This is a genomic window from Streptomyces sp. NPDC048297 (assembly GCF_043201585.1).
In the GTDB taxonomy this organism is placed as follows: Bacteria; Actinomycetota; Actinomycetes; order Streptomycetales; family Streptomycetaceae; genus Streptomyces.
Window position 1 is genome coordinate 57,287 of record NZ_JBICZA010000032.1, and the last position, 21,688, is coordinate 78,974.

The 21,688-nt window shown below is 72.2% G+C and carries 17 protein-coding genes and 2 pseudogenes; 5 read left to right on the plus strand and 14 right to left on the minus strand.

Translation table 11 applies throughout. The features are described 5' to 3' along the window. Positions 1 to 41: 41 nt before the first annotated feature. Complete coding sequence (locus ACGFYV_RS29205) at positions 42 to 1,436, minus strand: PLP-dependent aminotransferase family protein (RefSeq protein ID WP_393881492.1); 1,395 nt, start codon at positions 1,434 to 1,436, stop codon at positions 42 to 44. 46 nt (positions 1,437 to 1,482) lie between these two features. Here ACGFYV_RS29205 and ACGFYV_RS29210 point away from each other — a divergent pair, with 46 nt between their 5' ends. Both ACGFYV_RS29210 and ACGFYV_RS29215 read left to right on the plus strand, forming a co-directional pair. Next, entirely contained in the window at positions 1,483 to 1,983 is a 501-nt protein-coding gene (locus ACGFYV_RS29210; protein ID WP_393881493.1) for a carboxymuconolactone decarboxylase family protein, read from the plus strand. Continuing rightward, positions 1,980 to 2,765 (plus strand): isocitrate lyase/phosphoenolpyruvate mutase family protein, encoded by a 786-nt coding sequence (locus ACGFYV_RS29215; protein WP_393881494.1) that lies wholly within the window; start codon positions 1,980 to 1,982, stop codon positions 2,763 to 2,765. Before ACGFYV_RS29210 ends, ACGFYV_RS29215 begins: the two co-directional genes overlap by 4 nt. A gap of 6 nt (positions 2,766 to 2,771) precedes the next feature. On the opposite strand, the pseudogene ACGFYV_RS29220 reads toward ACGFYV_RS29215, so the two are convergent. The 7 genes and pseudogenes from ACGFYV_RS29220 to ACGFYV_RS29250 all read right to left on the minus strand — a co-directional run. Then, a pseudogene (locus ACGFYV_RS29220) lies at positions 2,772 to 3,380 on the minus strand (glycine betaine ABC transporter substrate-binding protein); the annotation flags it as partial. A 28-nt stretch (positions 3,381 to 3,408) separates the two neighbouring features. After that, positions 3,409 to 4,770: pseudogene (locus ACGFYV_RS29225) on the minus strand (GMC family oxidoreductase); the annotation flags it as partial. A 74-nt stretch (positions 4,771 to 4,844) separates the two neighbouring features. Further along, entirely contained in the window at positions 4,845 to 6,365 is a 1,521-nt protein-coding gene (locus ACGFYV_RS29230; RefSeq protein ID WP_393881495.1) for an aldehyde dehydrogenase family protein, read from the minus strand. 273 nt (positions 6,366 to 6,638) lie between these two features. Continuing rightward, positions 6,639 to 7,628, minus strand: a complete 990-nt coding sequence (locus tag ACGFYV_RS29235) for a malate dehydrogenase (protein ID WP_393881496.1) — start codon at positions 7,626 to 7,628, stop codon at positions 6,639 to 6,641. 461 nt (positions 7,629 to 8,089) lie between these two features. Further along, positions 8,090 to 8,923 (minus strand): XRE family transcriptional regulator, encoded by an 834-nt coding sequence (locus tag ACGFYV_RS29240; RefSeq protein ID WP_393881497.1) that lies wholly within the window; start codon positions 8,921 to 8,923, stop codon positions 8,090 to 8,092. Positions 8,924 to 9,291: 368 nt separating this feature from the next. Further along, a complete protein-coding gene (locus ACGFYV_RS29245; RefSeq protein WP_393881498.1) occupies positions 9,292 to 9,759 on the minus strand; it encodes a DUF3017 domain-containing protein in 468 nt (155 codons plus the stop codon). Next, a complete protein-coding gene (locus ACGFYV_RS29250) occupies positions 9,749 to 10,603 on the minus strand; it encodes a bifunctional methylenetetrahydrofolate dehydrogenase/methenyltetrahydrofolate cyclohydrolase (RefSeq protein ID WP_393881499.1) in 855 nt (284 codons plus the stop codon). Before ACGFYV_RS29250 ends, ACGFYV_RS29245 begins: the two co-directional genes overlap by 11 nt. Before the next feature lie 271 nt (positions 10,604 to 10,874). Here ACGFYV_RS29250 and ACGFYV_RS29255 point away from each other — a divergent pair, with 271 nt between their 5' ends. Next, positions 10,875 to 11,447 carry an RDD family protein gene (locus tag ACGFYV_RS29255; protein ID WP_393881500.1) on the plus strand — a complete coding sequence of 191 codons (573 nt, stop codon included), beginning with the start codon at positions 10,875 to 10,877 and terminating at the stop codon, positions 11,445 to 11,447. Positions 11,448 to 11,580: 133 nt separating this feature from the next. Here ACGFYV_RS29255 and purH read toward each other — a convergent pair whose 3' ends face one another. Both purH and purN read right to left on the minus strand, forming a co-directional pair. After that, positions 11,581 to 13,152, minus strand: a complete 1,572-nt coding sequence (gene purH / locus ACGFYV_RS29260; RefSeq protein WP_393881501.1) for a bifunctional phosphoribosylaminoimidazolecarboxamide formyltransferase/IMP cyclohydrolase — start codon at positions 13,150 to 13,152, stop codon at positions 11,581 to 11,583. After that, a complete protein-coding gene (gene purN, locus ACGFYV_RS29265) occupies positions 13,149 to 13,787 on the minus strand; it encodes a phosphoribosylglycinamide formyltransferase (RefSeq protein ID WP_393881502.1) in 639 nt (212 codons plus the stop codon). Before purN ends, purH begins: the two co-directional genes overlap by 4 nt. A 294-nt stretch (positions 13,788 to 14,081) precedes the next feature. Here purN and ACGFYV_RS29270 point away from each other — a divergent pair, with 294 nt between their 5' ends. Further along, positions 14,082 to 14,900, plus strand: a complete 819-nt coding sequence (locus ACGFYV_RS29270; RefSeq protein WP_393881503.1) for a hypothetical protein — start codon at positions 14,082 to 14,084, stop codon at positions 14,898 to 14,900. A 68-nt stretch (positions 14,901 to 14,968) separates the two neighbouring features. On the opposite strand, the gene ACGFYV_RS29275 is transcribed toward ACGFYV_RS29270, so the two are convergent. Then, complete coding sequence (locus tag ACGFYV_RS29275) at positions 14,969 to 16,897, minus strand: DUF6350 family protein (RefSeq protein ID WP_393881504.1); 1,929 nt, start codon at positions 16,895 to 16,897, stop codon at positions 14,969 to 14,971. Between the two features lie 96 nt (positions 16,898 to 16,993). Between ACGFYV_RS29275 and ACGFYV_RS29280 the strand changes: the two genes are divergently transcribed. Then, positions 16,994 to 18,100: a helix-turn-helix domain-containing protein gene (locus ACGFYV_RS29280; RefSeq protein WP_393881505.1), complete on the plus strand. Its 1,107-nt coding sequence runs from the start codon at positions 16,994 to 16,996 to the stop codon at positions 18,098 to 18,100. A gap of 319 nt (positions 18,101 to 18,419) precedes the next feature. Here ACGFYV_RS29280 and sucD read toward each other — a convergent pair whose 3' ends face one another. The 3 genes from sucD to ACGFYV_RS29295 form a co-directional block, all read right to left on the minus strand. Then, entirely contained in the window at positions 18,420 to 19,304 is an 885-nt protein-coding gene (sucD, locus tag ACGFYV_RS29285) for a succinate--CoA ligase subunit alpha (RefSeq protein WP_393881506.1), read from the minus strand. 27 nt (positions 19,305 to 19,331) lie between these two features. Next, positions 19,332 to 20,510, minus strand: coding sequence for an ADP-forming succinate--CoA ligase subunit beta (sucC, locus tag ACGFYV_RS29290; RefSeq protein WP_393881507.1), 1,179 nt, complete (start codon positions 20,508 to 20,510; stop codon positions 19,332 to 19,334). 461 nt (positions 20,511 to 20,971) lie between these two features. Continuing rightward, positions 20,972 to 21,649 carry a hypothetical protein gene (locus ACGFYV_RS29295; RefSeq protein ID WP_393881508.1) on the minus strand — a complete coding sequence of 226 codons (678 nt, stop codon included), beginning with the start codon at positions 21,647 to 21,649 and terminating at the stop codon, positions 20,972 to 20,974. Positions 21,650 to 21,688 lie beyond the last annotated feature (39 nt).

Consider the following 21,688-nt stretch of genomic DNA (forward strand, 5'->3'; position numbering starts at 1 on the left):
GCTTTCGGCTCGTTGACGCCGGCGGTGATTTCGTTCGGGGGTCAGGGCAGTACCCGGCACAGTGCCTCAAGTGTTGCCGCCCAGGCGCTGTCCGGTGGGGTTCCGTAGCCGACGACCAGGGCGTCCAGCGGTTCGGCGACGGCCTGTTCGTGGCGGTGGGCGGAGAGGCCCTGGAGGGCGAGGCCCTGCCAGGCGGCGGCCTGGATCACGGAGGATTCGGTGCCCGGGGGCAGGCCGAGGAGGACGTGGAGGCCGGCGGCGATGCCGCTGACGCGGATCTCGGGGGCGCGGTCGGCGACGGCGGCGGTCAGGGCGTCGCGGCGCCGGCGGTAGCGCAGGCGGGCGGAGCGGACGTGGCGGTCGTAGGCGCCGGAGGTGATGAACTCGGCCAGGGTCAGCTGGTCCAGCACACCGCAGGTGTCGATCCGGCCCTTGGCCGCGACCGCCTCGTCCAGCAGGGGCGACGGCACGACCATCCAGCCGAGCCGCAGCCCGGGAGCGAGGGACTTGCTGGTGGTGCCGAGGTGGACGACCCGGTCGGGGGCGAGGCCCTGGAGCGCGCCGACGGGCTGGCGGTCGTAGCGGAACTCGCCGTCGTAGTCGTCCTCCAGGACCAGTGCGCCGGTCCGCCGCGCCCAGTCCACGACGGCGGTGCGCCGGTCGGGGTGCAGCGGCACGCCCATCGGGAACTGGTGGGCGGGGGTCAGGAGGACCGCGCCCTGGCCGGTCAGCGCGCCGGTGTCCGTGCCGAGCCGGTCGTACGGCAGCGCGGGTGTCGTCAGTCCGGCGGCGCGCAGCAGCGCCCGGTGGTCGTCGAGCCCGTACGACTCCACCGCCACCGTCCGCACGCCGCGCGCCCGCAGCATCGTGCCGAGGATCCGCAGCGCGTGCGAGAAACCCGCGGTGATCACGATCGACCCGGGGTCGGCCCGGACGCCCCGGGCGCGGGCGAGATAGCCGGCGAGGGCGGTGCGCAGTTCGCGGGTGCCGCGCGGGTCGCCGTAGCCGAGGGCCTGGAAGGGGGCCGTGGCCAGGGCGCGGCGGGCGGCCTTGAGCCACTCGGTGCGCGGGAACGCGGCGAGGTCGGGGCTGCCGGGGATGAGGCTGTGGACGGGGGCGCCCGGTTCGCGGCGCCGTGGTGCCGGTTCGGGAGCCGACGGCGCGGGCACGGCCCGGTCGGCGACCCGGGTGCCGGAGCCCTGGCGGGCGGTGAGCCAGCCCTCGGCGACCAGGTCGGCGTAGGCCTCGGCGACGGTGTTGCGGGCGATGCCGAGGTCGGCGGCGAGGGAGCGGGAGGAGGGCAGCCGGGTGCCGGGGGCGAGCCGGCCGGTGCGGGCCGCGTCGCGCAGCGCGTCGGTCAGACCGCGCCGCAACCCGCTGGTCCCGGCGGGTTCCAGGTGGAGGTCGACCCCGAAAGCGGCCCATGGTCTCGCCATGGAAATGGACCATACTCCTGGGCTTTCCCGTGCCTAGGGTCGAGGCATGAGCACAGCACAGGAAACCGTCGAGTACGCCCCCGAACACGCCCCCCGGCTGGCCTGGACCGAGCACGCGCCCGAGGTCTACAAGGCGATGGTCCGCCTGGACGGCGCCGCCCGGCAGGGCCTGGACCCCAAGCTGTACGAGCTGGTGAAGATCCGCGCCTCGCAGATCAACCACTGCGCGTTCTGCCTCGACATGCACACCAAGGACGCCCTCGCGGCCGGCGAGAGCGTGGAGCGGATCGTGCAGCTGAGCGCGTGGGAGGAGTCGCGGCACTTCTACACGGACAAGGAGCTGGCGGCGATCGAGCTGACCGAGGCGATCACCGTCCTGACCGACGGCTTCGTGCCCGACGAGGTGTACGCGAGGGCGGCCGAGCAGTTCGACGAGGCCGAGCTGTCCCGGCTGATCGCCGCGATCACGGTGATCAACGCCTGGAACCGCTTCGGCGTGAGCACCCGTATGGTCCCCGGCCACTACCAGCCGGGCCGGCATCGGTGACCGGGGCGGACCTGTTCCGCGCCCTGCACCGAGGGCGCGTCCAGGGGGATCCTCTCGTCCTGCCGGGGCCCTGGGACGCGGCGAGCGCCCGGGTGTTCGTGGCGGCCGGGTTCCCGGCGCTGGCCACGCCGAGCGCGGGCGTGGCCGCCTGTCTCGGCTACGAGGACGGGGCGACCCCGGCCGGCGAGATGTTCGCGGCGGTGGCCCGGATCACGCGCGCGGTGGACGTGCCCGTGTCGGCGGACGTCGAGGGCGGGTACGGGCTCGCGCCCAAGGAGCTGGTGGAGCGGCTGCTGGAGGCGGGGGCCGTGGGGTGCAACCTGGAGGACTCCGCCGGGGGTGTCCTGAAGGACCCGCGTGAGCAGGCCGAGTTCCTCGCCGAGGTCCGCTCGGCCGCCGCCGGCCGGCTCTTCGTCAACGCCCGGATCGACACGTTCCTGCACGGCGACGGCGATCCGGAGCGGGCGATCGAGCGGGCCGCGCTGTACGTGGCGGCGGGCGCCGACTGCGTCTACCCGATCCTGGCGCCGACCGCCGTCCTGCCGCTGCTGCGGTCGGGCATCCAGGGCCCGGTGAACATGGCGGCCCGGCTGGACGGCGAGGGCCCCTCGCCCGCCGAACTCGGCGAACTCGGGGCCACCCGCGTCACGTTCGGGCCGGGACTCCAGCGGGCGGCCACGGCCGCGCTGCGGGAGATCGCGGCCGGGCTGCGGGAGACCACGGACGGGATGCGGGAGGCCACGGACGGGCTGCGGGAGACCGGGGGCGGGCCGCGGGGCTGAACCCGGTCAGGACAGCCACTGCTTCCATGTGGACCGGTGGCTGTCCACCCACTTCTTCGCGGCCTCCTGCGGCCTGAGTTTCTGGTCGGCGATCATCAGGGAGACCTCGTTCTGGTCGTCCGTCGTCCACCGGAACTTCCTCAGGAAGGCCGCCGCCTTGCCGCCGGACTGCGCGAAGTCGGCGTTGAGGTACTTCTGCAGCGGGGTGTGCGGGTAGGCGCAGGCGACCTTGGCCGCGTCCACGTCGCAGCCGTCCTTGTACGCCGGCAGCTTCACCTCCGTCATCGGGACCTTCCTGAACAGCCACTGGGGCGAGTACCAGTGGGTGAGGAAGGGCTTCCTGTCCTTGGCGAACTGCTTCATCTGGGTGATCTGCGCCGCCTCGGAACCGGCGAAGACGACCTGGTAGTCCAGCTTCAGGTTGTCCACCAGCGCCTTGTCGTTGGTGACGTAGGACGGGGAGCCGTCCATCAGCTGGCCCTTGCCGCCGCTCTCCGGGGTGCGGAAGAGCGAGGCGTACTTGTTCAGGTTCCGCCAGTCGGTGATGTCCGGGTGCTGCCTGGCCAGGTACGTCGGGACGAACCAGCCGATGTGCCCGCTCACCCCGAGGTCGCCGGGCGGACGGCCGGGCCGGAGGCCGCGTCCGACAGGTGCCGGCGGGGTGGTAGACGGTGTGCGCGGCCTTGCGGGCGTACTCGCTCAGCTCCTCGTCACCCACGATCTCGGGGCCGGGGGCCACTTCGCGCCTGAGCCAGCCGGCGAGCGGTTCGGTCCTGGCGATCTCGCGGGCGATGCGGATGCCGTCGACGAGGGTCTGCGCGTCGTAGTCGTCCTCGTCGGTGAAGTAGCGGAAGTCCAGGGCGGGTTTCACGGACGGGTCGGCGCTGGTCAGGTAGAGGCGGCCGCGGCTCTTCGGCTTGGGGATGTTGGGGGTCATCGAGACGCCGAACTCGGGCCGCTCGTAGCCCAGTCGCTCCGGGTTGTCCGTGAACGGGATCTGGTAGAAGTGGAACATCAGGTCCGGGCCCGCGTGTTCGGGGTCGCGGCGCACGAACAGGCCCGCGTCGGAGTCCATCGCGGAGTTCTCCGGTATCGGCCCGTCGGTCTCCCAGACGATGACCGACTCGGGGTGGTCGAGCAGGTTCTCGCCGACGCCCGGAAGGTCGTGCACGACGGGGATGCCGAGCGCCTCCAGGTCCTCGCGGGGTCCGATGCCCGAGTGCATCAGCAGGCGCGGGGAGTCGACGGCGCCCGCGCACAGGACGACCTCGTCGCGGGCGCGGATCAGCAGTTCCTCGCCGTCCTTGGTGCGCACGTGGACGCCCTCGGCGCGGGTGCCGTCCAGCTCCAGCCTGTACGCCCAGGTCTCCAGCAGGATGTGGAGGTTGGGGCGCCGGCCCATCACCGGGTGCAGGTAGGCGACGGAGGCGGAGGAGCGCTTGTTGTTCTCGGGGTGGTAGGCGAGGTCGAAGAAGCCGACGCCCTCGGTGAACGGCTTCTTGTTGAAGCCCTCGACGCGGGGCACGCCGAGCGCGGACTGCGCGGCGTCCACGAAGTCCCGGGCGATGGCGTTGCGGTCCTTCTCGTCCACGGGGACGACGTTGTTGAGGAGGCGCGCGAAGTAGGCCTCCATGGGGACGGCGCCCCAGCCCTTGGCCCCGGCCTCCTCCCACTCGTCCCAGTCGGACGGCAGCGGCTTGAACGAGATCAGGGTGTTGTGCGAGGAGCAGCCGCCGAGGACGCGGGCGCGGCTGTGCCGGATGTGGGAGTTGCCGCGGGGCTGCTCGACCGTGGGGTAGTCGTAGTCGAGGTCGCCGCCGAGCAGGCCCATCCAGCGGCGCAGGGTCAGCACGTCGTCGCGGTCGACGTCGGTGGGGCCGCCCTCGATGACGGCGACGGTGACGTCGGGGTCCTCGGTGAGGCGGGCGGCGATGACGGAGCCCGCCGTGCCGCCGCCGATGACGACGTAGTCGTAGGTGTGGGTGGTCTCGGGCGTGGGGGCCATGGGGTGGTGCTCCAAAGGGGGGTGGGACGTCGCAGAAAGGCGGGGGACGTCGTGTGGGGGTCGAGGGGGGCGGCTCAGCCCGTGAACCAGCGCACCGGCCTGGGCGCCAGGTTCTGGTAGACGTGCTTGGTCTCGCGGTACTCGGCGAGCCCGGTCGGCCCCTGCTCGCGGCCCACGCCGCTCTTGCCGAAGCCGCCCCACTCCGCCTGCGGCAGGTAGGGGTGGAAGTCGTTGATCCAGACGGTGCCGTGGCGCAGGCGCGCGGCGACACGGCGGGCCCGGCCGGCGTCGGCGGTCCAGACGGCGCCGGCGAGGCCGTACTCGGTGTCGTTGGCGAGGCGCACCGCCTCGTCCTCGGTGCGGAAGGTCTCGACGGTGAGGACCGGTCCGAAGACCTCCTCGCGTACGACCTTCATCTCGCGGTGGCATCCGTCGAGGACGGTCGGCTCGTAGAAGTAGCCGGTTTCCGGGCGGTCCTCGGCCGGTTCGGGCCGCTTGCCGCCGCTGCGCGGCACCGCGCCCTCGGCGAGCGCGGAGGCGACGTACGCCTCGACCTTGGCGCGCTGCTGTTCGGAGACGAGCGGGCCGCACTCGACGCCGTCGGCGGTGCCGCGCCCGAGCCTGATCTTCCGGGCCCGGCGGGCGAGTTCGGCGACGAAGCGCTCGCGCACCGACTCCTCGACGATCAGACGGCCACCGGCCGAGCAGACCTGGCCGCTGTGGATGAACGCGGCGTTGAGGGCCTGGTCGACGGCGGTGTCGAAGCCCTCCTCGGTGGCGCAGGCGTCGGCGAAGACCACGTTGGGGTTCTTGCCGCCGAGTTCGAGGGCGACCTTCTTGACGCCCGGGGCGGCGGCCTGGGCGACCTTGACGCCGCTGGCCAGGCCGCCGGTGAAGGAGACCAGGTCGACGTCGGGGTGGCCGGCGAGCCGGGCGCCGACGGTGTGGCCGGGGCCGGTGACGACGTTGGCGACGCCGGCGGGCAGCCCGGCCTCCTCCAGCAGCCCGATCAGCGCGATGGTGGTCATCGGGGTGATCTCGCTGGGCTTGATCACGAAGGTGTTGCCGGCGGCGAGCGCCGGGGCGATCTTCCAGCTGGCCTGGAGGAGGGGGTAGTTCCAGGGGGTGATCAGCGCGCAGACGCCGACCGGCTCGTGCACGACGACGCTGTGGATGCCGGGTGAGCCCGCGTCGACGACCCGGCCGGGGGCCTCGGCGGCGACCAGGTCCGCGAAGTAGCGGAAGGCGTCGGCGACACAGTCGATGTCGATACGGCCCTCCTCGACGGTCTTGCCCGCGTCCTGGGCCTCCAGCCGGCCGAGGGTTTCGCGGTCGCGCACGAGGAGGCCGGCGACGCGGCGCAGCAGGGCGGCGCGCTCGGCGACGGGGGTGCCGGGCCAGGGGCCGTGGTCGAACGCCTGCCGGGCGGCGCCCACCGCGCGCTCGGCGTCCTTCTCGTCGCCCTCGGCCACCACGGCGAACGGCCGGGCGTCCGCGGGGTCGAGGATCTCGCGCGTCGCGCCGGAGATCGATTCCAGCCACTCGCCTCCCGCGTGGATGGTCGCCTGGGCCTGTCGTTCCGTTCTGTCCGCCATGATCGGTATTGCCTTCCGCTCCTGTTCCGTGCCCCTGCGTCACTTTCGGGTCACGCTCGGGGACCGTGACCGCCTGCCCTGGCCTTGGAGGGGCATGCGCATTCGCCGGCCGAAAGTGCGCCGGGTCACTGAATTAACGGAAGGAAAGGCGATTAAACGGACGTACGCCTCAGGGCACACATGTCAGGACCGCCGAAACGCCCGTGGGCCCCGCTCCGGAGGAAACCGGAGCGGGGCCCACGATGCTCTACGGCGTCACCGCCGCACGCGTTCTCAGATCAGGCCGAGCGCGCGAACAGCCTCGCGCTCCTCCGCCAGCTCCTGCACCGACGCGTCGATGCGGGTGCGGGAGAACTCGTTGATGTCCAGGCCCTGGACGATCTCGTACTTGCCGTCCTTCGTGGTGACCGGGAAGGAGGAGATGAGGCCCTCCGGGACGCCGTAGGAGCCGTCCGACGGGATGCCCATGGAGGTCCAGTTGCCCTCGGCGGTGCCGTTGACCCAGGTGTGGACGTGGTCGATCGCGGCGTTGGCGGCCGACGCGGCGGAGGACGCGCCACGGGCCTCGATGATCGCGGCACCGCGCTTGGCGACGGTCGGGATGAAGTCCTCGGCCAGCCACTTCTCGTCGTTCACGACCTCGGCGGCGTTCTTGCCGGCGACCGTGGCGTGGAAGATGTCCGGGTACTGGGTGGCGGAGTGGTTGCCCCAGATGGTCAGACGCTTGATGTCGGCGACCGTCGAGCCCGTCTTCTTCGCGAGCTGGGTCAGCGCGCGGTTGTGGTCCAGGCGGGTCATCGCGGTGAAGCGCTCGGCCGGGACGTCCGGGGCGGCGGCCTGGGCGATCAGGGCGTTGGTGTTGGCCGGGTTGCCGACGACGAGGACCTTGATGTCGTCCGCGGCGTGGTCGTTGATGGCCTTGCCCTGCGGCTTGAAGATGCCGCCGTTGGCCTCCAGGAGGTCACCGCGCTCCATGCCCTTGGTGCGGGGGCGGGCGCCGACCAGGAGGGCCACGTTGGCGCCGTCGAAGGCGACGTTCGGGTCGTCCGAGATGTCGATGCCCTGGAGCAGCGGGAACGCGCAGTCGTCCAGCTCCATGGCGGTGCCCTCGGCGGCCTTCAGCGCCGGGGTGATCTCCAGAAGGCGGAGCCTGACCGGCACGTCCGCGCCGAGCAGCTGGCCGGAGGCGATGCGGAAGAGCAGGGCGTAACCGATCTGGCCGGCCGCGCCGGTGACGGTGACGTTCACGGGAGTGCGGGTCATGGCGTTCTCCGTATGACAGCTGGCGGTGGGGCGTCACTGCCCCGGCGGGTGATCGATCTCTTGGCGTCAAGAGAATCCAGCGGTCAGGCTATCGCGCAACCAGCATGCGAGACGTCCGGGGGGTCCTGTGGCTCACCCCACAGACCGGATCTTGCGGCGGACGCCCACTGGGCGTCCGGGGAGCCCTCGGCGGGCCTGTGGCGGGTCCTCGACGGAGAAGACGGCGGCCGCCTGTCCGTCCGGGAAACGGAGAGACGAGGACGGCCGCCGTCCGTGGGGTACCGGCTGACCGGACTCCCGTGGGGGTACCGTTCGCGTGCCCAGGATCCGGCGGCCCATGCCCGTGTCCCCGGAATTTCACCCGAACTGATACACCCTGCCGGGCCATATCTGCCTACTTCGCACATCCCTTTCTCCTTCTCCAGCGCTCTAGCTCTCCAGCTCTCCAGCTCTCCAGCACTCTAGTTCGTGCATCCCGTCCGTCCGGAGGCCAGGATCGCGCAGGCCCTGGCCGCGGAGGCGTCCTTGACGGCGACCATCGGTGTGTAGGCGACGGTGTCCCCGCCGGCGGTGATGTCACCGGCCTGACGGACCGTGCCGACCGTGACCTCCACCCGGTCGCCCGACGCGGCACCGGTGATCCGGCCCCAGGCCGCGCCGCAGACCCTGCTGTAACGGACCTCCAGGGTGACCGTGCCGACGGTGGCGGTCTTCGCGGTGGTCACCAGATCACCGCCGCACCCCATGGCCTCCGCGTCCTTGCCCGTGCAGGCGGAGCCGGCGCACCTGACCCCGGCGGGCAACTTCACGTGCGTGCGCACGGCCGCGGAGGGCGACGGCTTTGCCCGCTCGCGCCCGTCCCGGCCGCCGTGATAGGTGAAGACGAAGACTCCGGCAACGATGACGAGCACTCCGCCAAGCCCCGCGAGAACCATCGTCAACCGCCGCCTGCCGGATCCGCCGCTGCCGGAATCACCGCCCGCGGCCTGTGACCGCGGATGTGTCTGTGTCTGCGCCTGCGCCTGCGCCCGGTTCCAGGCGCGTTCGGCCAGTTCCCACAGCGTGGTGAGGTGGACGGGAGATGTGCCGGTGACCTCGGCGAGGGCGATGACCGCGGCCTTGGGGGCGAGCAGCCGGCCGTTCAGGTAATGCTCCCAGGAGCTCTCGCTGTAGCCGGTGCGGGCGGCCAGCGTCGCGGCGTTCAGGCCGACACGGTCCACGAGCCGCCGCAGCAGGCCGGTGAACTCCTTGATCTGTGGGTCCAGTTCGTCCGGCAACGCATTCCACCGAGGCATCGCTTCCCCCTCGCCCCCCGACACCGCGCGACCACGCCCGCACCGCCCCCACCGCGCCCACCGCCCGCAACTCTCGCACCCCTCGCCCCGGGATCCACCGGACCGTCAGGAATGGGCGGCCTTCGTCACGTTGGGCCGGTTCTACGGTGTCTTCGCAAGGTAATCCCCGAACTGTCGGACGTCGACAGTGCGCGCACGTCTGTGGCAGGGCACGGACACCGTGCCGGAACGGTCACTTCCGTGCCACAGCGCGCGGACAGGCATTGAACAGGCACTTCACAGCAGGGAAGGGTGAACACCGGCGGCCCGCCCCGGCTCGGGGGAGGGGGCGGGACGCCGCCCACCTGGGGCGACGGGAATGCGCGCCGCTACTTCGTGGTGAGGGTGACGTGCAGGGTGCCCTTGAGGAACGGGATGACCAGCCACGGCTTGGGCTGGGCCATCAGCGCGAGCAGGACAATCACCAGGCCCAATATGCCGCAGGTGACGATGTCCGTGAACCGCGAGCGGACGGCGAGCATGCCGACGCTGGGCAGTATCCAGCGCATGACCGCCGCGGCCAGCAGGGCGATGCCGACCAGCATGGTGCCGACGCGGAAAAGGTCGAACGCGGTCAGCAGCAGGCCGAGGCCGGCCGTGGCCAGCACGACCAGCATGGGCCACTGCCGGGCGGGCGCCGGGGCGTCGCCGCGGGCGGCCCGGCCGCCGCCCTCGGGGCGCGCGGTGTCCTTGGTGAGCAGCGGGAAGCGGCGGGTGGGCCGCCGTGCGCCCCCGGTGGTGCCGGAGGTGCCGGAGGCGGCCGGTCCCGCGCTGTGGCGGGTGTCCTCAGCCGGCACTGCGCTCCGCCGCCTCGACCACGTTGACCAGCAGTTCGGCACGCGTCATCGGGCCCACTCCGCCGGGGTTCGGGGAGATCCAGCCGGCCACCTCGGTCACGCCCGGGTGGACGTCACCGACGATCTTGCCCTCGGCGTTGCGGGAGACACCGACGTCCAGGACGGCCGCGCCCGGCTTGATGTCCTCGGCGCGGATCAGGTGCGCGGAGCCGGCCGCCGCGATGATGATGTCGGCCTTCTTCAGGTGGTAGGCCAGGTCACGGGTGCCGGTGTGGCACTGCGTCACGGTGGCGTTCTCGCTGCGCCGGGTGAGCAGCAGCGGCATCGAGCGCCCGATGGTCACACCGCGGCCGACGACCACGACCTCGGCCCCCTTGGTCTCCACGCCGTAGGCGCGCAGCAGGGCGAGGATGCCGTTGGGGGTGCAGGGCAGCGGGGCGGGCTCGTTGAGGACGAGCCGGCCCAGGTTCATCGGGTGCAGGCCGTCCGCGTCCTTGTCCGGGTCCATCAGCTCCAGGATCCGGTTCTCGTCGATGCCCTTGGGCAGCGGGAGCTGGACGATGTAGCCGGTGCAGGCCGGGTCCTCGTTCAGCTCGCGGACGACGGCCTCGATCTCCTCCTGGGTCGCCGTGGCGGGCAGTTCGCGCTGGATGGAGGCGATGCCGACCTGGGCGCAGTCGCGGTGCTTGCCGGCGACGTACTTCTGGCTGCCGGGGTCGTCCCCGACGAGGATCGTGCCGAGGCCGGGCGTGATGCCCTTCTCCTTCAGCGCCGCCACGCGGGCGGTCAGATCGGACTTGATCGCGGCTGCGGTGGCCTTGCCATCGAGAATCTGGGCGGTCATGACACCATCCTCGCGGATGACGGGCCCCGGGTTCCAATCCGGGGTCCCGCCGGACCGCCGCTGTCATGTCACCGCCGCGTCCCGGATGTCCGCCGGTGATCGTTGATGTTGCACTTGCACAACACCTCTCGAATCCGGCTGGACAACGACTTGACTCTCCATAACGATGAACGGCGCAGTATCGCGGTCCGGTGGGGGGCAAACCGCTCGATGTGTGACGTTCCTCCGTGCCTTCCGCGTCGTCCCCGCAGGCAAATCGGAGGAATCCGCCATGAGTTTCGGCTCGCCCAACTCCCCTTACGGTCAGCCCCAGGACCCGCAGCAGGGTTACGGCTACCCGCAGCAGCAGCCCGGCCACCCGCAGGCCCCGCAGGGCGTGCCCCCGCAGCAGGGTTACGGCTACCCGCAGCAGCCGGGTTACCCGGGCTACCCGCAGCAGGGGTACGGGGCGCAGCCGTCGTACGCCAACTGGGGTCAGCGCTTCCTCGCGCGGCTGGTCGACATGCTCGTGTACGCGGTGCCCTACATCCTCATCGCCGTGGGCAAGAACACCCCGATCCTCTCGCTCATCGGCTTCATCGGCCTGGTCGGCCTGTTCGTCTGGCAGGTGATCATGGAGGGCAAGACCGGCCAGACCGTCGGCAAGAAGGCGCTGAACATCCGCACCCTCAAGGAGGAGACGGGGCAGCCGCTCGGCGGCGGCATGGCGTTCGTGCGCCAGCTGGCGCACATCGTGGACGGCCTGCCCTGTTACCTCGGCTACCTGTGGCCGGCGTGGGACGCCAAGCGCCAGACGTTCGCCGACAAGATCTGCGGCTCGATCGTCATCCGCAACCAGGGCTGATCCGCCGCCCTGGGCACTGGACGGAAAAACGGAAGCGGCCTCCGGCCCCCGCGAGGGGGAACCGGAGGCCGCTTCCGTTGTGTGCGACGCTCAGGCGTACGTGAGGTGCTCAGGCACTCAGGGACTCAGCCGCTCAGTGGAAGAAATGGCGCGTGCCCGTGAAGTACATGGTCACGCCGGCCTCCTTCGCCGCCTCGATCACCTGCTCGTCGCGGATCGAGCCGCCCGGCTGGACGATCGCCCGCACGCCGGCCGCGATGAGGATCCCGGGGCCGTCGGGGAAGGGGAAGAAGGCGTCGGAGGCCGCGTAGGAGCCGCGCGCCCGCTCCTCGCCCGCCCGCTCGACGGCCAGCTTGCAGGAGTCGACGCGGTTGACCTGGCCCATGCCGACGCCGACGGAGGCGCCGTCCTTGGCGAGCAGGATCGCGTTGGACTTGACGGCACGGCAGGCCTTCCAGGCGAAGGCCAGCTCCTTCAGCTCCTCGGCGGAGAGGGCCTCGCCGCTGGCGAGCGTCCAGTTGGCCGGGTCGTCGCCGTCGGCCTGGAGGCGGTCGGTCTCCTGGAGCAGCAGGCCGCCGTCGATCTGCTTGGCCTCCACCCGGTTGCACGGGCCGTTCGGGGCCTTGAGCACACGGATGTTCTTCTTCGTGGTGAGGGCCTCCAGGGCCCCGTCCTCGTAGTCCGGGGCGACGATGACCTCAGTGAAGATCTCCGCGACCTGCTCGGCCATCTCCTTGCTGACCGGCCGGTTGACGGCGATGACGCCGCCGAACGCGGACAGCGGGTCGCTGGCGTGCGCCTTGCGGTGCGCCTCGGCGACGTCCGCGCCGGTCGCGATGCCGCAGGGGTTCGCGTGCTTGATGATCGCGACACAGGGCTCGTCGTGGTCGTACGCGGCACGGCGGGCTGCGTCCGTGTCCGTGTAGTTGTTGTACGACATCTCCTTGCCGTGCAGCTGCTCGGCCTGCGCGAGACCGGTGCCGTCGGCGGTGACGTACAGCGCGGCGGGCTGGTGCGGGTTCTCGCCGTAGCGCAGGGTGTGCGCGCGCTCGAACGTGGCGCCGAGGAAGTCCGGGAAGCCCGACTCGTCGGCGGGGGCGTAGGACGAGGCGAACCAGGAGGCGACGGCCACGTCGTAGGCGGCGGTGTGCTGGAAGGCCTCGGCGGCCAGCCGCCGGCGGGTGGCGAGGTCGAAACCGCCGGCCTGGGCGGCGGCGAGGACGTCGGCGTAGCGCTCGGGGCTCGTCACCACGGCCACGGACGGATGGTTCTTGGCGGCGGCGCGGACCATCGAGGGGCCGCCGATGTCGATCTGCTCCACGCACTCGTCGTCCGAGGCGCCGGAGGCGACGGTCTCACGGAACGGGTAGAGGTTGACGACGACGAGGTCGAACGGCTCCACGCCCAGCTCGGCGAGCTGCTCGCGGTGGCTGTCCAGGCGCAGGTCGGCCAGGATGCCCGCGTGCACCTTCGGGTGCAGGGTCTTGACCCGGCCGTCCAGGCACTCGGGGAAGCCGGTCAGCTCCTCGACCTTGGTGACGGGGACACCGGCGGCGGCGATCCGGCCGGCCGTGGACCCGGTGGAGACCAGCTCCACGCCGGCCTCGTGCAGCCCGCGCGCGAGGTCTTCCAGCCCGGTCTTGTCGTAGACGCTGACGAGCGCGCGTCGGATGGGCCGCTTGGTGCTCTCGGCGGTGGCGGTCACTGGATAACTACCTTTCGTCCCTCAATGCGATGGCCGTGCCGGGCGATCCGCCCCACGACCTCGACGAGCAGCCTTCGCTCGACTTCCTTGATGCGCTCGTGCAGCGCGCTCTCGTCGTCCTCGTCCCGGACCTCGACCACGCCCTGGGCGATGATCGGCCCGGTGTCGACACCGTCGTCGACGAAGTGGACGGTGCAGCCGGTGACCTTGGCGCCGTACGCGAGCGCGTCGCGCACGCCGTGAGCCCCCGGGAAACTCGGCAGCAGGGCCGGGTGGGTGTTGACGAACCGGCCGCCGAACCGCGCGAGGAATTCCTTGCCGACGATCTTCATGAACCCGGCGGAGACCACGAGGTCGGGCTCGTACGACGCCACCGCCTCGGCGAGGGCCGCGTCCCACTCCTCCCGGCTGCCGTAGTCCTTCACCTTCCGCACGAACGTCGCGAGCCCGGCCCGCTCGGCACGGGCCAGGCTCTCGATGCCGTCGCGGTCGGCCCCGACGGCGACGATCCGCGCGCCGTACGACTCGGCTCCGGTGCGCTCGATCTCGTCCAGGAGCGCCTGCAGATTGGTGCCGGATCCGGAGACCAGCACGACAAGGCGCTTGACCGCGGGGCCAGGGGGGGTGGCGGCCACGATGGGGCCCTTTCTCGAAAAGCGATGGTGCCGACCGTCTGTCCGGCCGGCGGTTTGTACAGTCGTACGAATGCTTCGCGCCCCCGTATACGGGGAAGTCTACGAAGCGGCCGACCGCCAGCAACGATACCGGCACTCCGGGAGGCCCCCACGGGACGGGGGCGTGGCCGGAAGGTAGCGTTCGCAGGGAATCAAGGAGAGACAGCCTCGGGAACGCGGTCGTCACGCGGTGCGTTGACGGGGTGGAAGCTCATGTGCGACAGCCGTATTCACCTAGGGGAAGACGCTCTTTTGATGCCCGATCGCAGCCTGCGACTCCTCACGTTCCCTTCGCCCCCCGCCCGGGGAGGCGCGCGTGGTGCCGTGCTGCTCCGGGAGCGGCCGGCCTCGCCGCCCGAGGCCCCGCGCGACGGCGACGGCACCGGCGACGGACGCGGCGGCCGGCAGCAGGACGACAACCCGTTCGCACCGCCTCCGGAGGGCAGCCCCGACCAGCCGTGGCAGCCGCGGCACCCTGAGGGCTCCGCAGGCTCTACGGGCTCCGCGGACTCCGGCCCGGCGGGCGGCCCGCGCGGCGGCGGCCCGTGGGGCGGCCAGTGGAGCGACCAGCAGCCCGGCCGCTCCCCCGGCGGCTTCGGCGAGCGGCCCGGCGGCGGCCCCGAGAGCCCGGGTCCGGGCGGATCCCGTATGCGCTGGGACCCGACGGACCCCAACCAGCGGCGCGCCCGGTACGCGCTGCTGTCCGGCATGTGGGGCGTCTTCTTCGTGCTGTTCGGCTGGACGTACATCGCCCTGCTGCTCGGCTCGCTCTCCCTGTACTGGGGCATCAGCGCCCTGCGTGCCAAGCCCCGCCCCGCCGACCCGGACACACCCGCCGCACCGGCCGCACCCGGCCCGGCCCAGGGCCCCCGGCCGCAGACGACGGCGGCCATCGGCGGCCTGCTCGCGGCCTGCCTGACCCTGACCCTGGTGGGCTCGGTCTTCGCCGTCCAGCTGGTCTACCGCGACTACTACACCTGCGTCGGCGACGCCCTCACCCACGAGGCCAAGCAGTCCTGCGACCAGCTTCTGCCGAAGGGGCTGCGGGGGATGCTGGGCGTCGGCAACACCTGACATCGGCAACAGCTGACAGGAGCCGGCACACGTCGCCGGGGGCGCCTCGGCGACACCTCGGTGACGGGTCAGCTCGGTGGCTCCGGCGGTGGGGGCCGGTCGGGCAGGAGGTCCGGCTCGTGGCTCTCCGGAGCCGTCGCGGCCTCGCGCAGGGCCGCCCAGCGGGAGGCGCGGGAGAGGTCGTCGTGCTGCCAGGCCGACGCGTACACGTCGCCGTGCAGGGTGGCGTCCGGGGAGTCGTACGGGGTGCTGTGCGGGTCGTCGGCCGGGAGGAAGTCGTAGAGGTCGCCGTCCTCGGCGGGCTCGGGGGCGAAGGGCGCAGGCACCGGGTACGGTGGGGCGCCGGCCGAGGTCGCGTTCGCCGTCGGCCCGGCCATGGCCTCGGCCTCGCTCATCGCGGCGCCCGTCGAGGCGGCCTTCGCGGCTGCCCTGACCGCCTTGGCCGCCTGCTTCGCCGCCTTCTTGGCCGCCTTCTTGGCCGCCCTGTTCGCGGCCCTGTTCGCAGCGTTCGCGGTTCTGCTCGCAGTGTTCGCGGTTCTGCTCGCTGTTCTGTGAGCCTTTCGCTCCGCCCTGCTCCCGGACTCCGTCCCGTGCAGCCGCCATGCCCGTACGGTCAGCGTCACGGGCAGGCCGATCACCGCGATCCAGAGTCCCGTCGCTCCCCCGGTCCGCCACGCGGGCGGGCCGAAACGGGACAGCGCGGCCACGCCCATCGGGCCGCCCGCCAGCATGGCGAGCAGGGTGAGGAGCGCCGCGCTCAGCAGGGCGGCCAGGGTCAGCGCGCCGGCGGTCCGGCCGGCCGACCAGTGGGCCGGGGCGTCCACCGGGCGGGCCGAGGCGGACGAGGCGTTGGAGGCGTTAGAGGCGGCCGAGGCGACAGGGGGCCGTTCCTCGGACGCCACCGCCGCCCGTGCCACGAACCACGCCACCGTCGCCCCGGCCGCCACCGGCACCACGGCCGCCGCCCAGTTGAGCGGGGTTCCGGCGCCCGCGTCCGGTACGGCGGCGAGCAGCGGGAACGGGGGCAGGAGCGGGGCGGGGTGGGAGGCGAGGGGGTCGACCGTGTGCCCGGTGCCGAGGGCGAATCCGGGGCCGAGGGCGTAGGAGGCCGACCACACGGCCGCGTTGGGGATCAGCACGACGCCGAGCAGCAGGACCGCGAACTGCCCGGTCCAGCCCTCCGTCAGCTGCGGGAAGGCGCCCCGGACGTCGTCCCCGTGCCACACCAGCGACACCGCGAGCAGCAGCGCACCGCCCCCGACCAGCATCGCCGTACCGGCCCCGGCGGCCCGTACGGTCGTACCCAGCCACGCCCGCGCCTCGCCCTCGGACACCCGCCGCCGCACCGGCCCCGGCGGCAACGGCAGCGACAGCAGCGACAGCAGCAGGCTCAGCAACGGCTCGCGCGGGCGGCCGTGCGCCGACCACACGCCGGCCCCCGCCGCGCCCGCGGCCACGGACGGCAGACACGTCGTCACCCAGTCCCACTCCGGGCGCAGTTCGCCGCCTGAGCAGTACAGCGCGACGGCCGCGCCGACGCCGAGGTAGCCGAGGACGACGCCCGTCCACGCCGTACGTGCCGGGACGGGTGGCGGGCCGTCGAGTCCGTCGAGTCCGTAGGGGGTGTCGGGCGCGTCCGTCGCGTCGCGCCCCGCCCGGTACAGCAGCCACACCGGCAGCGCGAGCAGCAGCAGCGGGGTCACGCCGACGGGCATCGCGGTGCCGGAGAGCGTGTCGGTGCGCGCGAGTTCGACGCCGTGCGCCAGCAGCCACAGCGCGGTGGCCATGTGCAGCGCGCTGCCCGGCCCGCTGTCGGGGTACGGCGAACTGACCCACAGCACCATCACGAGCGCGGCGAACGCACCGAGCCCGAGCCCGGCCGCGAGCACCCCGCCCATCAGGCTCGCGGCGAACCCGGGCGAACGGTCGCGCACCCGCGCCAGCAGGGGCGACGAGGACGGTGAACGGCGAGCGGTCAGCTGGATCACGCCCGCCATGCTCCCAACGACACGCGCTTTCCCGGCGTAACACGCGAAGCCCGGATGTGTCGCTCATTATATGTTTATGTACTTTTTCCCACGGAGGGGTGAGTCGTGACGCAGAGCACCACCAGTCCGCTGCCACCGCCGAAGGAACGCCGACGCCTGCGTGAGGCCGGTTCGCTGACGCAGACTCAGGTCGCCGCGCGGCTCGGCGTCCGCCGGGCGACGGTACGCGCGTGGGAGCGGGGCAAGAGCGCCCCCGGCGGCCCCCAGCGCGACGCGTACGCCCGCCTGCTCGCCGCGCTCGCACAGCCGGCGGAGGGTCAGGAACCGGCACAGGCGGCGCCCGCGCCACCCGCACGGTCCTCGCCACCCGCACTCCCCTCACCGCCAGCGGTGCCTTCGCCACCCGTGCTGCCCTCGCTGACAGCCGATCAGGCGTTCGACGCGCTGTACGCGTTCTGCGCGCCCGCGCTCGTACGCCAGAGCTACCTGCTCACCGGGCGGCGCGAACTGGCCCGGGAGGCGGTGGAGCGGGCCTTCCAACTGGCCTGGCAGCGCTGGCCCGAGGTGGCCCGGGACCGGGACCCGGCCGGGTGGGTGCGGGCGACGGCGTACGAGTACGCGCTCTCGCCGTGGCACCGCTTCCGTCCCCGCTACCGCTCCCCCGAACCGCCCCCCGCCGACCCCGCCGACCGCGCCCTGCTGAGCGCGCTGCTCACGCTGCCGCCGTCGTACCGGCGCACGCTCGTGCTGTACGACGGCGTCGGGCTCGACCTGCCGGAGACTGCGGCGGAGACGGAGGCGAGCACGCCGGCCGCCGCCGGACGGCTGACCCGGGCGCGGCAGGTCGTGGCCGCGCGTGTCCCGGAGCTGGCCGATCCCGCCGCGCTGCACCGGCGGCTCGCCGAACTGGCCTCCACGGAGCGGTTGCGCTCCGCTCAGCCGACGGCGGTGCGGACGGTGGGTGAGCGGCGGAACGTCTTCTGGACGCGGGCGGCGATCGCGTTCACCGTCACGATCATCGGGGCGACGACGCTGACGCTGCGGACCGCGCCGACCCACTACGAACCGCCGATCGCCCCGGCGCAGGCGGTCCGTGGGGTGCCGGTGCCTCCGGCGATGGGGCCGCTGTCCTCCGCCGAGGTCGCCCTCCGGGCCAAGCTGCGGGGGGAGGCGGGGAGCGGACCGGAACGGGTCTTTCCGACGGCGCGGTGAGGTGGGGGCGCGGTGGGGTTTGGGGGCGCGGTGGGGTTTGGGGGCGCGGTGGGGTTTGGGGGCGCGGTGGGGTTTGGGGGCGCGGTGGGGTGCGGGTCCGGTGCGGCCGGCCTTCAGGTGAGGGTCCGGTGCGGCCGGCCTTCAGGTGAGGGTCCGGTGCGGCCGGCCGCGCGGTTCCCCGCGCCCCTGGGGAGTCGCAGCCCCGTCGGCCGTGTGGCCGCCGTGGCTGCGGGGACCCGGTCGGCGCCGCTGAGCGGAGACGCAGGCAGGCCCGCCCCCATGAAATCGGGGCGGGCCTGCCTGCGTTCAGCTGAGACGCTCAGGCGCTGAGGATCTCGCGCGCCAGCTTGGCCGTCTCGGTCGGGGTCTTGCCGACCTTGACGCCCGCGGCCTCCAGGGCCTCCTTCTTGGCCTGGGCGGTGCCGGAGGAGCCGGAGACGATGGCGCCGGCGTGGCCCATGGTCTTGCCCTCGGGGGCGGTGAAGCCCGCGACGTAACCGACGACCGGCTTGGTCACGTTCTCCTTGATGAACGCGGCCGCGCGCTCCTCGGCGTCGCCACCGATCTCACCGATCATCACGATCAGGTCGGTGTCGGGGTCGTCCTGGAACGCGGCCAGGGCGTCGATGTGCGTGGTGCCGATGATCGGGTCGCCACCGATGCCGACGGCGGTCGAGAAGCCGATGTCACGCAGCTCGTACATCATCTGGTAGGTCAGCGTGCCGGACTTCGAGACCAGGCCGATGCGGCCCGGCTTCGTGATGTCGCCCGGGATGATGCCGACGTTCGACTGGCCCGGGGTGATGATACCGGGGCAGTTCGGGCCGATGATGCGGGTCTTGTTGCCCTTCTTGCCGGCGTACGCCCAGAAGGCGGCCGTGTCGTGCACGGCGATGCCCTCGGTGATCACGACGGCCAGCGGGATCTCGGCGTCGATGGCCTCGACGACCGCGTCCTTGGTGAACTTCTCCGGCACGAAGATGACGGAGACGTTGGCGCCGGTGGCCTCGACGGCCTCCTTGACAGTGCCGAAGACCGGCACCTCGGTGCCGTCGAAGTCGACCTTCTGCCCCGCCTTGCGCGGGTTGACGCCGCCCACGACGTTGGTGCCGTCAGCGAGCATGAGCTTGGTGTGCTTCATGCCCGTGGCGCCGGTCATGCCCTGGACGATGACCTTGCTGTCCTTGTTGAGCCAGATAGCCATGGTGTGTTGTGTCCTCGTCCTGAGTGCTTACTTGGCGGCGTGGGCCAGCTCGGCGGCCTTGTCGGCCGCGCCGTCCATGGTGTCGACGCGCTGCACCAGCGGGTGGTTCGCGTCCGTGAGGATCTGCCGGCCGAGCTCGGCGTTGTTGCCGTCGAGACGGACGACGAGCGGCTTGGTGACGTTCTCGCCACGGTCCTCGAGGAGCTTCAGGGCCTGCACGATGCCGTTGGCGACCTCGTCGCAGGCGGTGATGCCGCCGAAGACGTTCACGAACACGGACTTGACGTCCGGGTCGCCGAGGATGATCTCCAGGCCGTTCGCCATGACCTGGGCGGAGGCGCCACCGCCGATGTCCAGGAAGTTGGCGGGCTTGACGTTGCCGTGGTTCTCTCCGGCGTACGCGACGACGTCCAGGGTGCTCATGACGAGACCCGCGCCGTTGCCGATGATGCCGACCTCACCGTCGAGCTTGACGTAGTTGAGGTTCTTCTCCTTGGCGGCGGCCTCGAGCGGGTTGGCCGCGGCCTTGTCGTGCAGGTCGTCCCAGTCGTGGCGGAACTCGGCGTTGTCGTCGAGCGACACCTTGCCGTCCAGGGCGATGACCTCGCCCGAGGCGACCTTCGCGAGCGGGTTGACCTCGACGAGGAGGGCGTCCGACTTGATGAAGGTGTCCCACAGCGTGACGAGGACGTTGGCGACCTTGTCCGCGACCTCGGCCGGGAACTTGGCGGCTGCGACGATCTCGCGGGCCTTGGCCTCGTCCACGCCGTCGATCGGGTCGATCGCGGTCTTCGCGACGGCCTCCGGGCGGGTGGCCGCCACCTCCTCGATCTCCATGCCGCCCTCGACGGAGGCGATGGAGAGGAAGGTGCGGTTGGCACGGTCGAGGAGGTAGGAGACGTAGTACTCCTCGACGATCTCCGGGGCGGTCTCGGCGATCATGACCTTGTGGACCGTGTGGCCCTTGATGTCCATGCCGAGAATGTCCGTCGCACGGGCGACGGCCTCGTCCGCCGTGGCGGCCAGCTTGACGCCACCGGCCTTACCGCGACCACCGACCTTCACCTGCGCCTTGACGACGGACTTGCCGCCCAGTCGCTCGGTGATCGCGCGCGCCGCCTCAGGCGTGTCGATGACTTCACCGGCCAGCACCGGTACATCGTGCTTGGCGAAGAGGTCCCTCGCCTGGTACTCGAACAGGTCCACGCGCTTCCGTCCCTATCAGTGATCTCGCGGTTCGTTGGATGCGTGGGCGTGCCGCGAAGGGCAACGTGACGTCCGCTGTCACTAGGGAGGCGCACACGGTGACCGAGCGCGCGGCATGTCCGTCTCGCAGGTTATCGCCGCTTGAGGGGAGGCCCTAAATCGAGGGTCACACCCGAGCGGTGATACCTGTCACATGATGCCGGAATTCGTGGCACAGCGTGCCGCGAGCTGGGTCGGTGCCCCGGCGGGCGACCGGGAAGAGGCGAGGCCTCACCGGGCTGGGGTTGACCCGGTGAGGCCTCTGATCGGGCCCTTGGGGGACCCGGGGCGGTTGATCCCCACCCCAATGGGGACCACTCGCCCCTCCGCGGGGAGCGGCCCGGACGGTCCGACGGCATTCGGCCGTCCGGGCCCGACGACCCCACGAAGTCGTTCGGGGTATTCGGCCTTCGAGAGGGGGCTCAGCCCTGGTGACTGGCGCTGCCCTGGTGACTGGCGCTGCCCTGGTGACTGGCGCTGCCCTGGTGGTCGACGTCCTGGTGGCTGACGGCCTGATGGCTGACGGCCTGCTGCGCGTACGTCGGGGTGACCGACCGGGCGACGCCCTCGGCGCCGTCGACCGCGTGCCTGGCCGGCGGGCCACCGGCGCCCTGGAGGGTTCCGGCGAGGTCCTGCGCGAAGGGGGCGATCTGGTGGGCGAGGGGCGCGGTCGTGCGGGTGACACGGTCGTCCGTGTGGGTGACCTGGTGGGCGCTGTGGCCGACCCGGCCCTGCACGTGCGCCGCGTCCGCCCGGACCCGCGCCTGTGCGGCGCGGGCCGCGCGAGCACCGGTGATCGCCTGGCCGCCCCTGACCTTCGCGCCGGACACGGTGTTCCCCTCGACGTTCCCCTCGACGAGACGACGGTGCTGGTCGGTGACCGCGCCCGGCACGCCGGCCACGGTGTCCCGGACGTCGGTGACGACACCGTCGGCGGTGTTGGTGAGGGCGCCCGTGACGGAGGTGCTGCCGGGGGCGGCGTGCGGCGCGGAGGCGGCCGGCATGGCCAGATCGTCGGCGCTGGCAACGGCCGAGCCGAGCGCCCACGCACCGGTGACACCGGCGGCTATCACGATCGAACGACGGATGTTCTTGTTCATGTGTGCGTCAAATCCTTCGGAAACGGCTTCCGGAGACGG

Bases quoted from the DNA above. Each gene is read 5' to 3' on its own strand.
- ACGFYV_RS29230 (WP_393881495.1), bottom strand. From the start codon at position 6,365: ATGGCGGACAGAACGGAACGACAGGCCCAGGCGACCATCCACGCGGGA.
- ACGFYV_RS29270 (WP_393881503.1), top strand. From the start codon at position 14,082: ATGCCCGATCGCAGCCTGCGACTCCTCACGTTCCCTTCGCCCCCCGCC.
- ACGFYV_RS29235 (WP_393881496.1), bottom strand. From the start codon at position 7,628: ATGACCCGCACTCCCGTGAACGTCACCGTCACCGGCGCGGCCGGCCAG.
- ACGFYV_RS29205 (WP_393881492.1), bottom strand. From the start codon at position 1,436: ATGGCGAGACCATGGGCCGCTTTCGGGGTCGACCTCCACCTGGAACCC.
- ACGFYV_RS29210 (WP_393881493.1), top strand. From the start codon at position 1,483: ATGAGCACAGCACAGGAAACCGTCGAGTACGCCCCCGAACACGCCCCC.
- sucD (WP_393881506.1), bottom strand. From the start codon at position 19,304: ATGGCTATCTGGCTCAACAAGGACAGCAAGGTCATCGTCCAGGGCATG.
- ACGFYV_RS29295 (WP_393881508.1), bottom strand. From the start codon at position 21,649: ATGAACAAGAACATCCGTCGTTCGATCGTGATAGCCGCCGGTGTCACC.
- ACGFYV_RS29275 (WP_393881504.1), bottom strand. From the start codon at position 16,897: ATGGCGGGCGTGATCCAGCTGACCGCTCGCCGTTCACCGTCCTCGTCG.
- ACGFYV_RS29255 (WP_393881500.1), top strand. From the start codon at position 10,875: ATGAGTTTCGGCTCGCCCAACTCCCCTTACGGTCAGCCCCAGGACCCG.
- ACGFYV_RS29240 (WP_393881497.1), bottom strand. From the start codon at position 8,923: ATGCCTCGGTGGAATGCGTTGCCGGACGAACTGGACCCACAGATCAAG.
- ACGFYV_RS29250 (WP_393881499.1), bottom strand. From the start codon at position 10,603: ATGACCGCCCAGATTCTCGATGGCAAGGCCACCGCAGCCGCGATCAAG.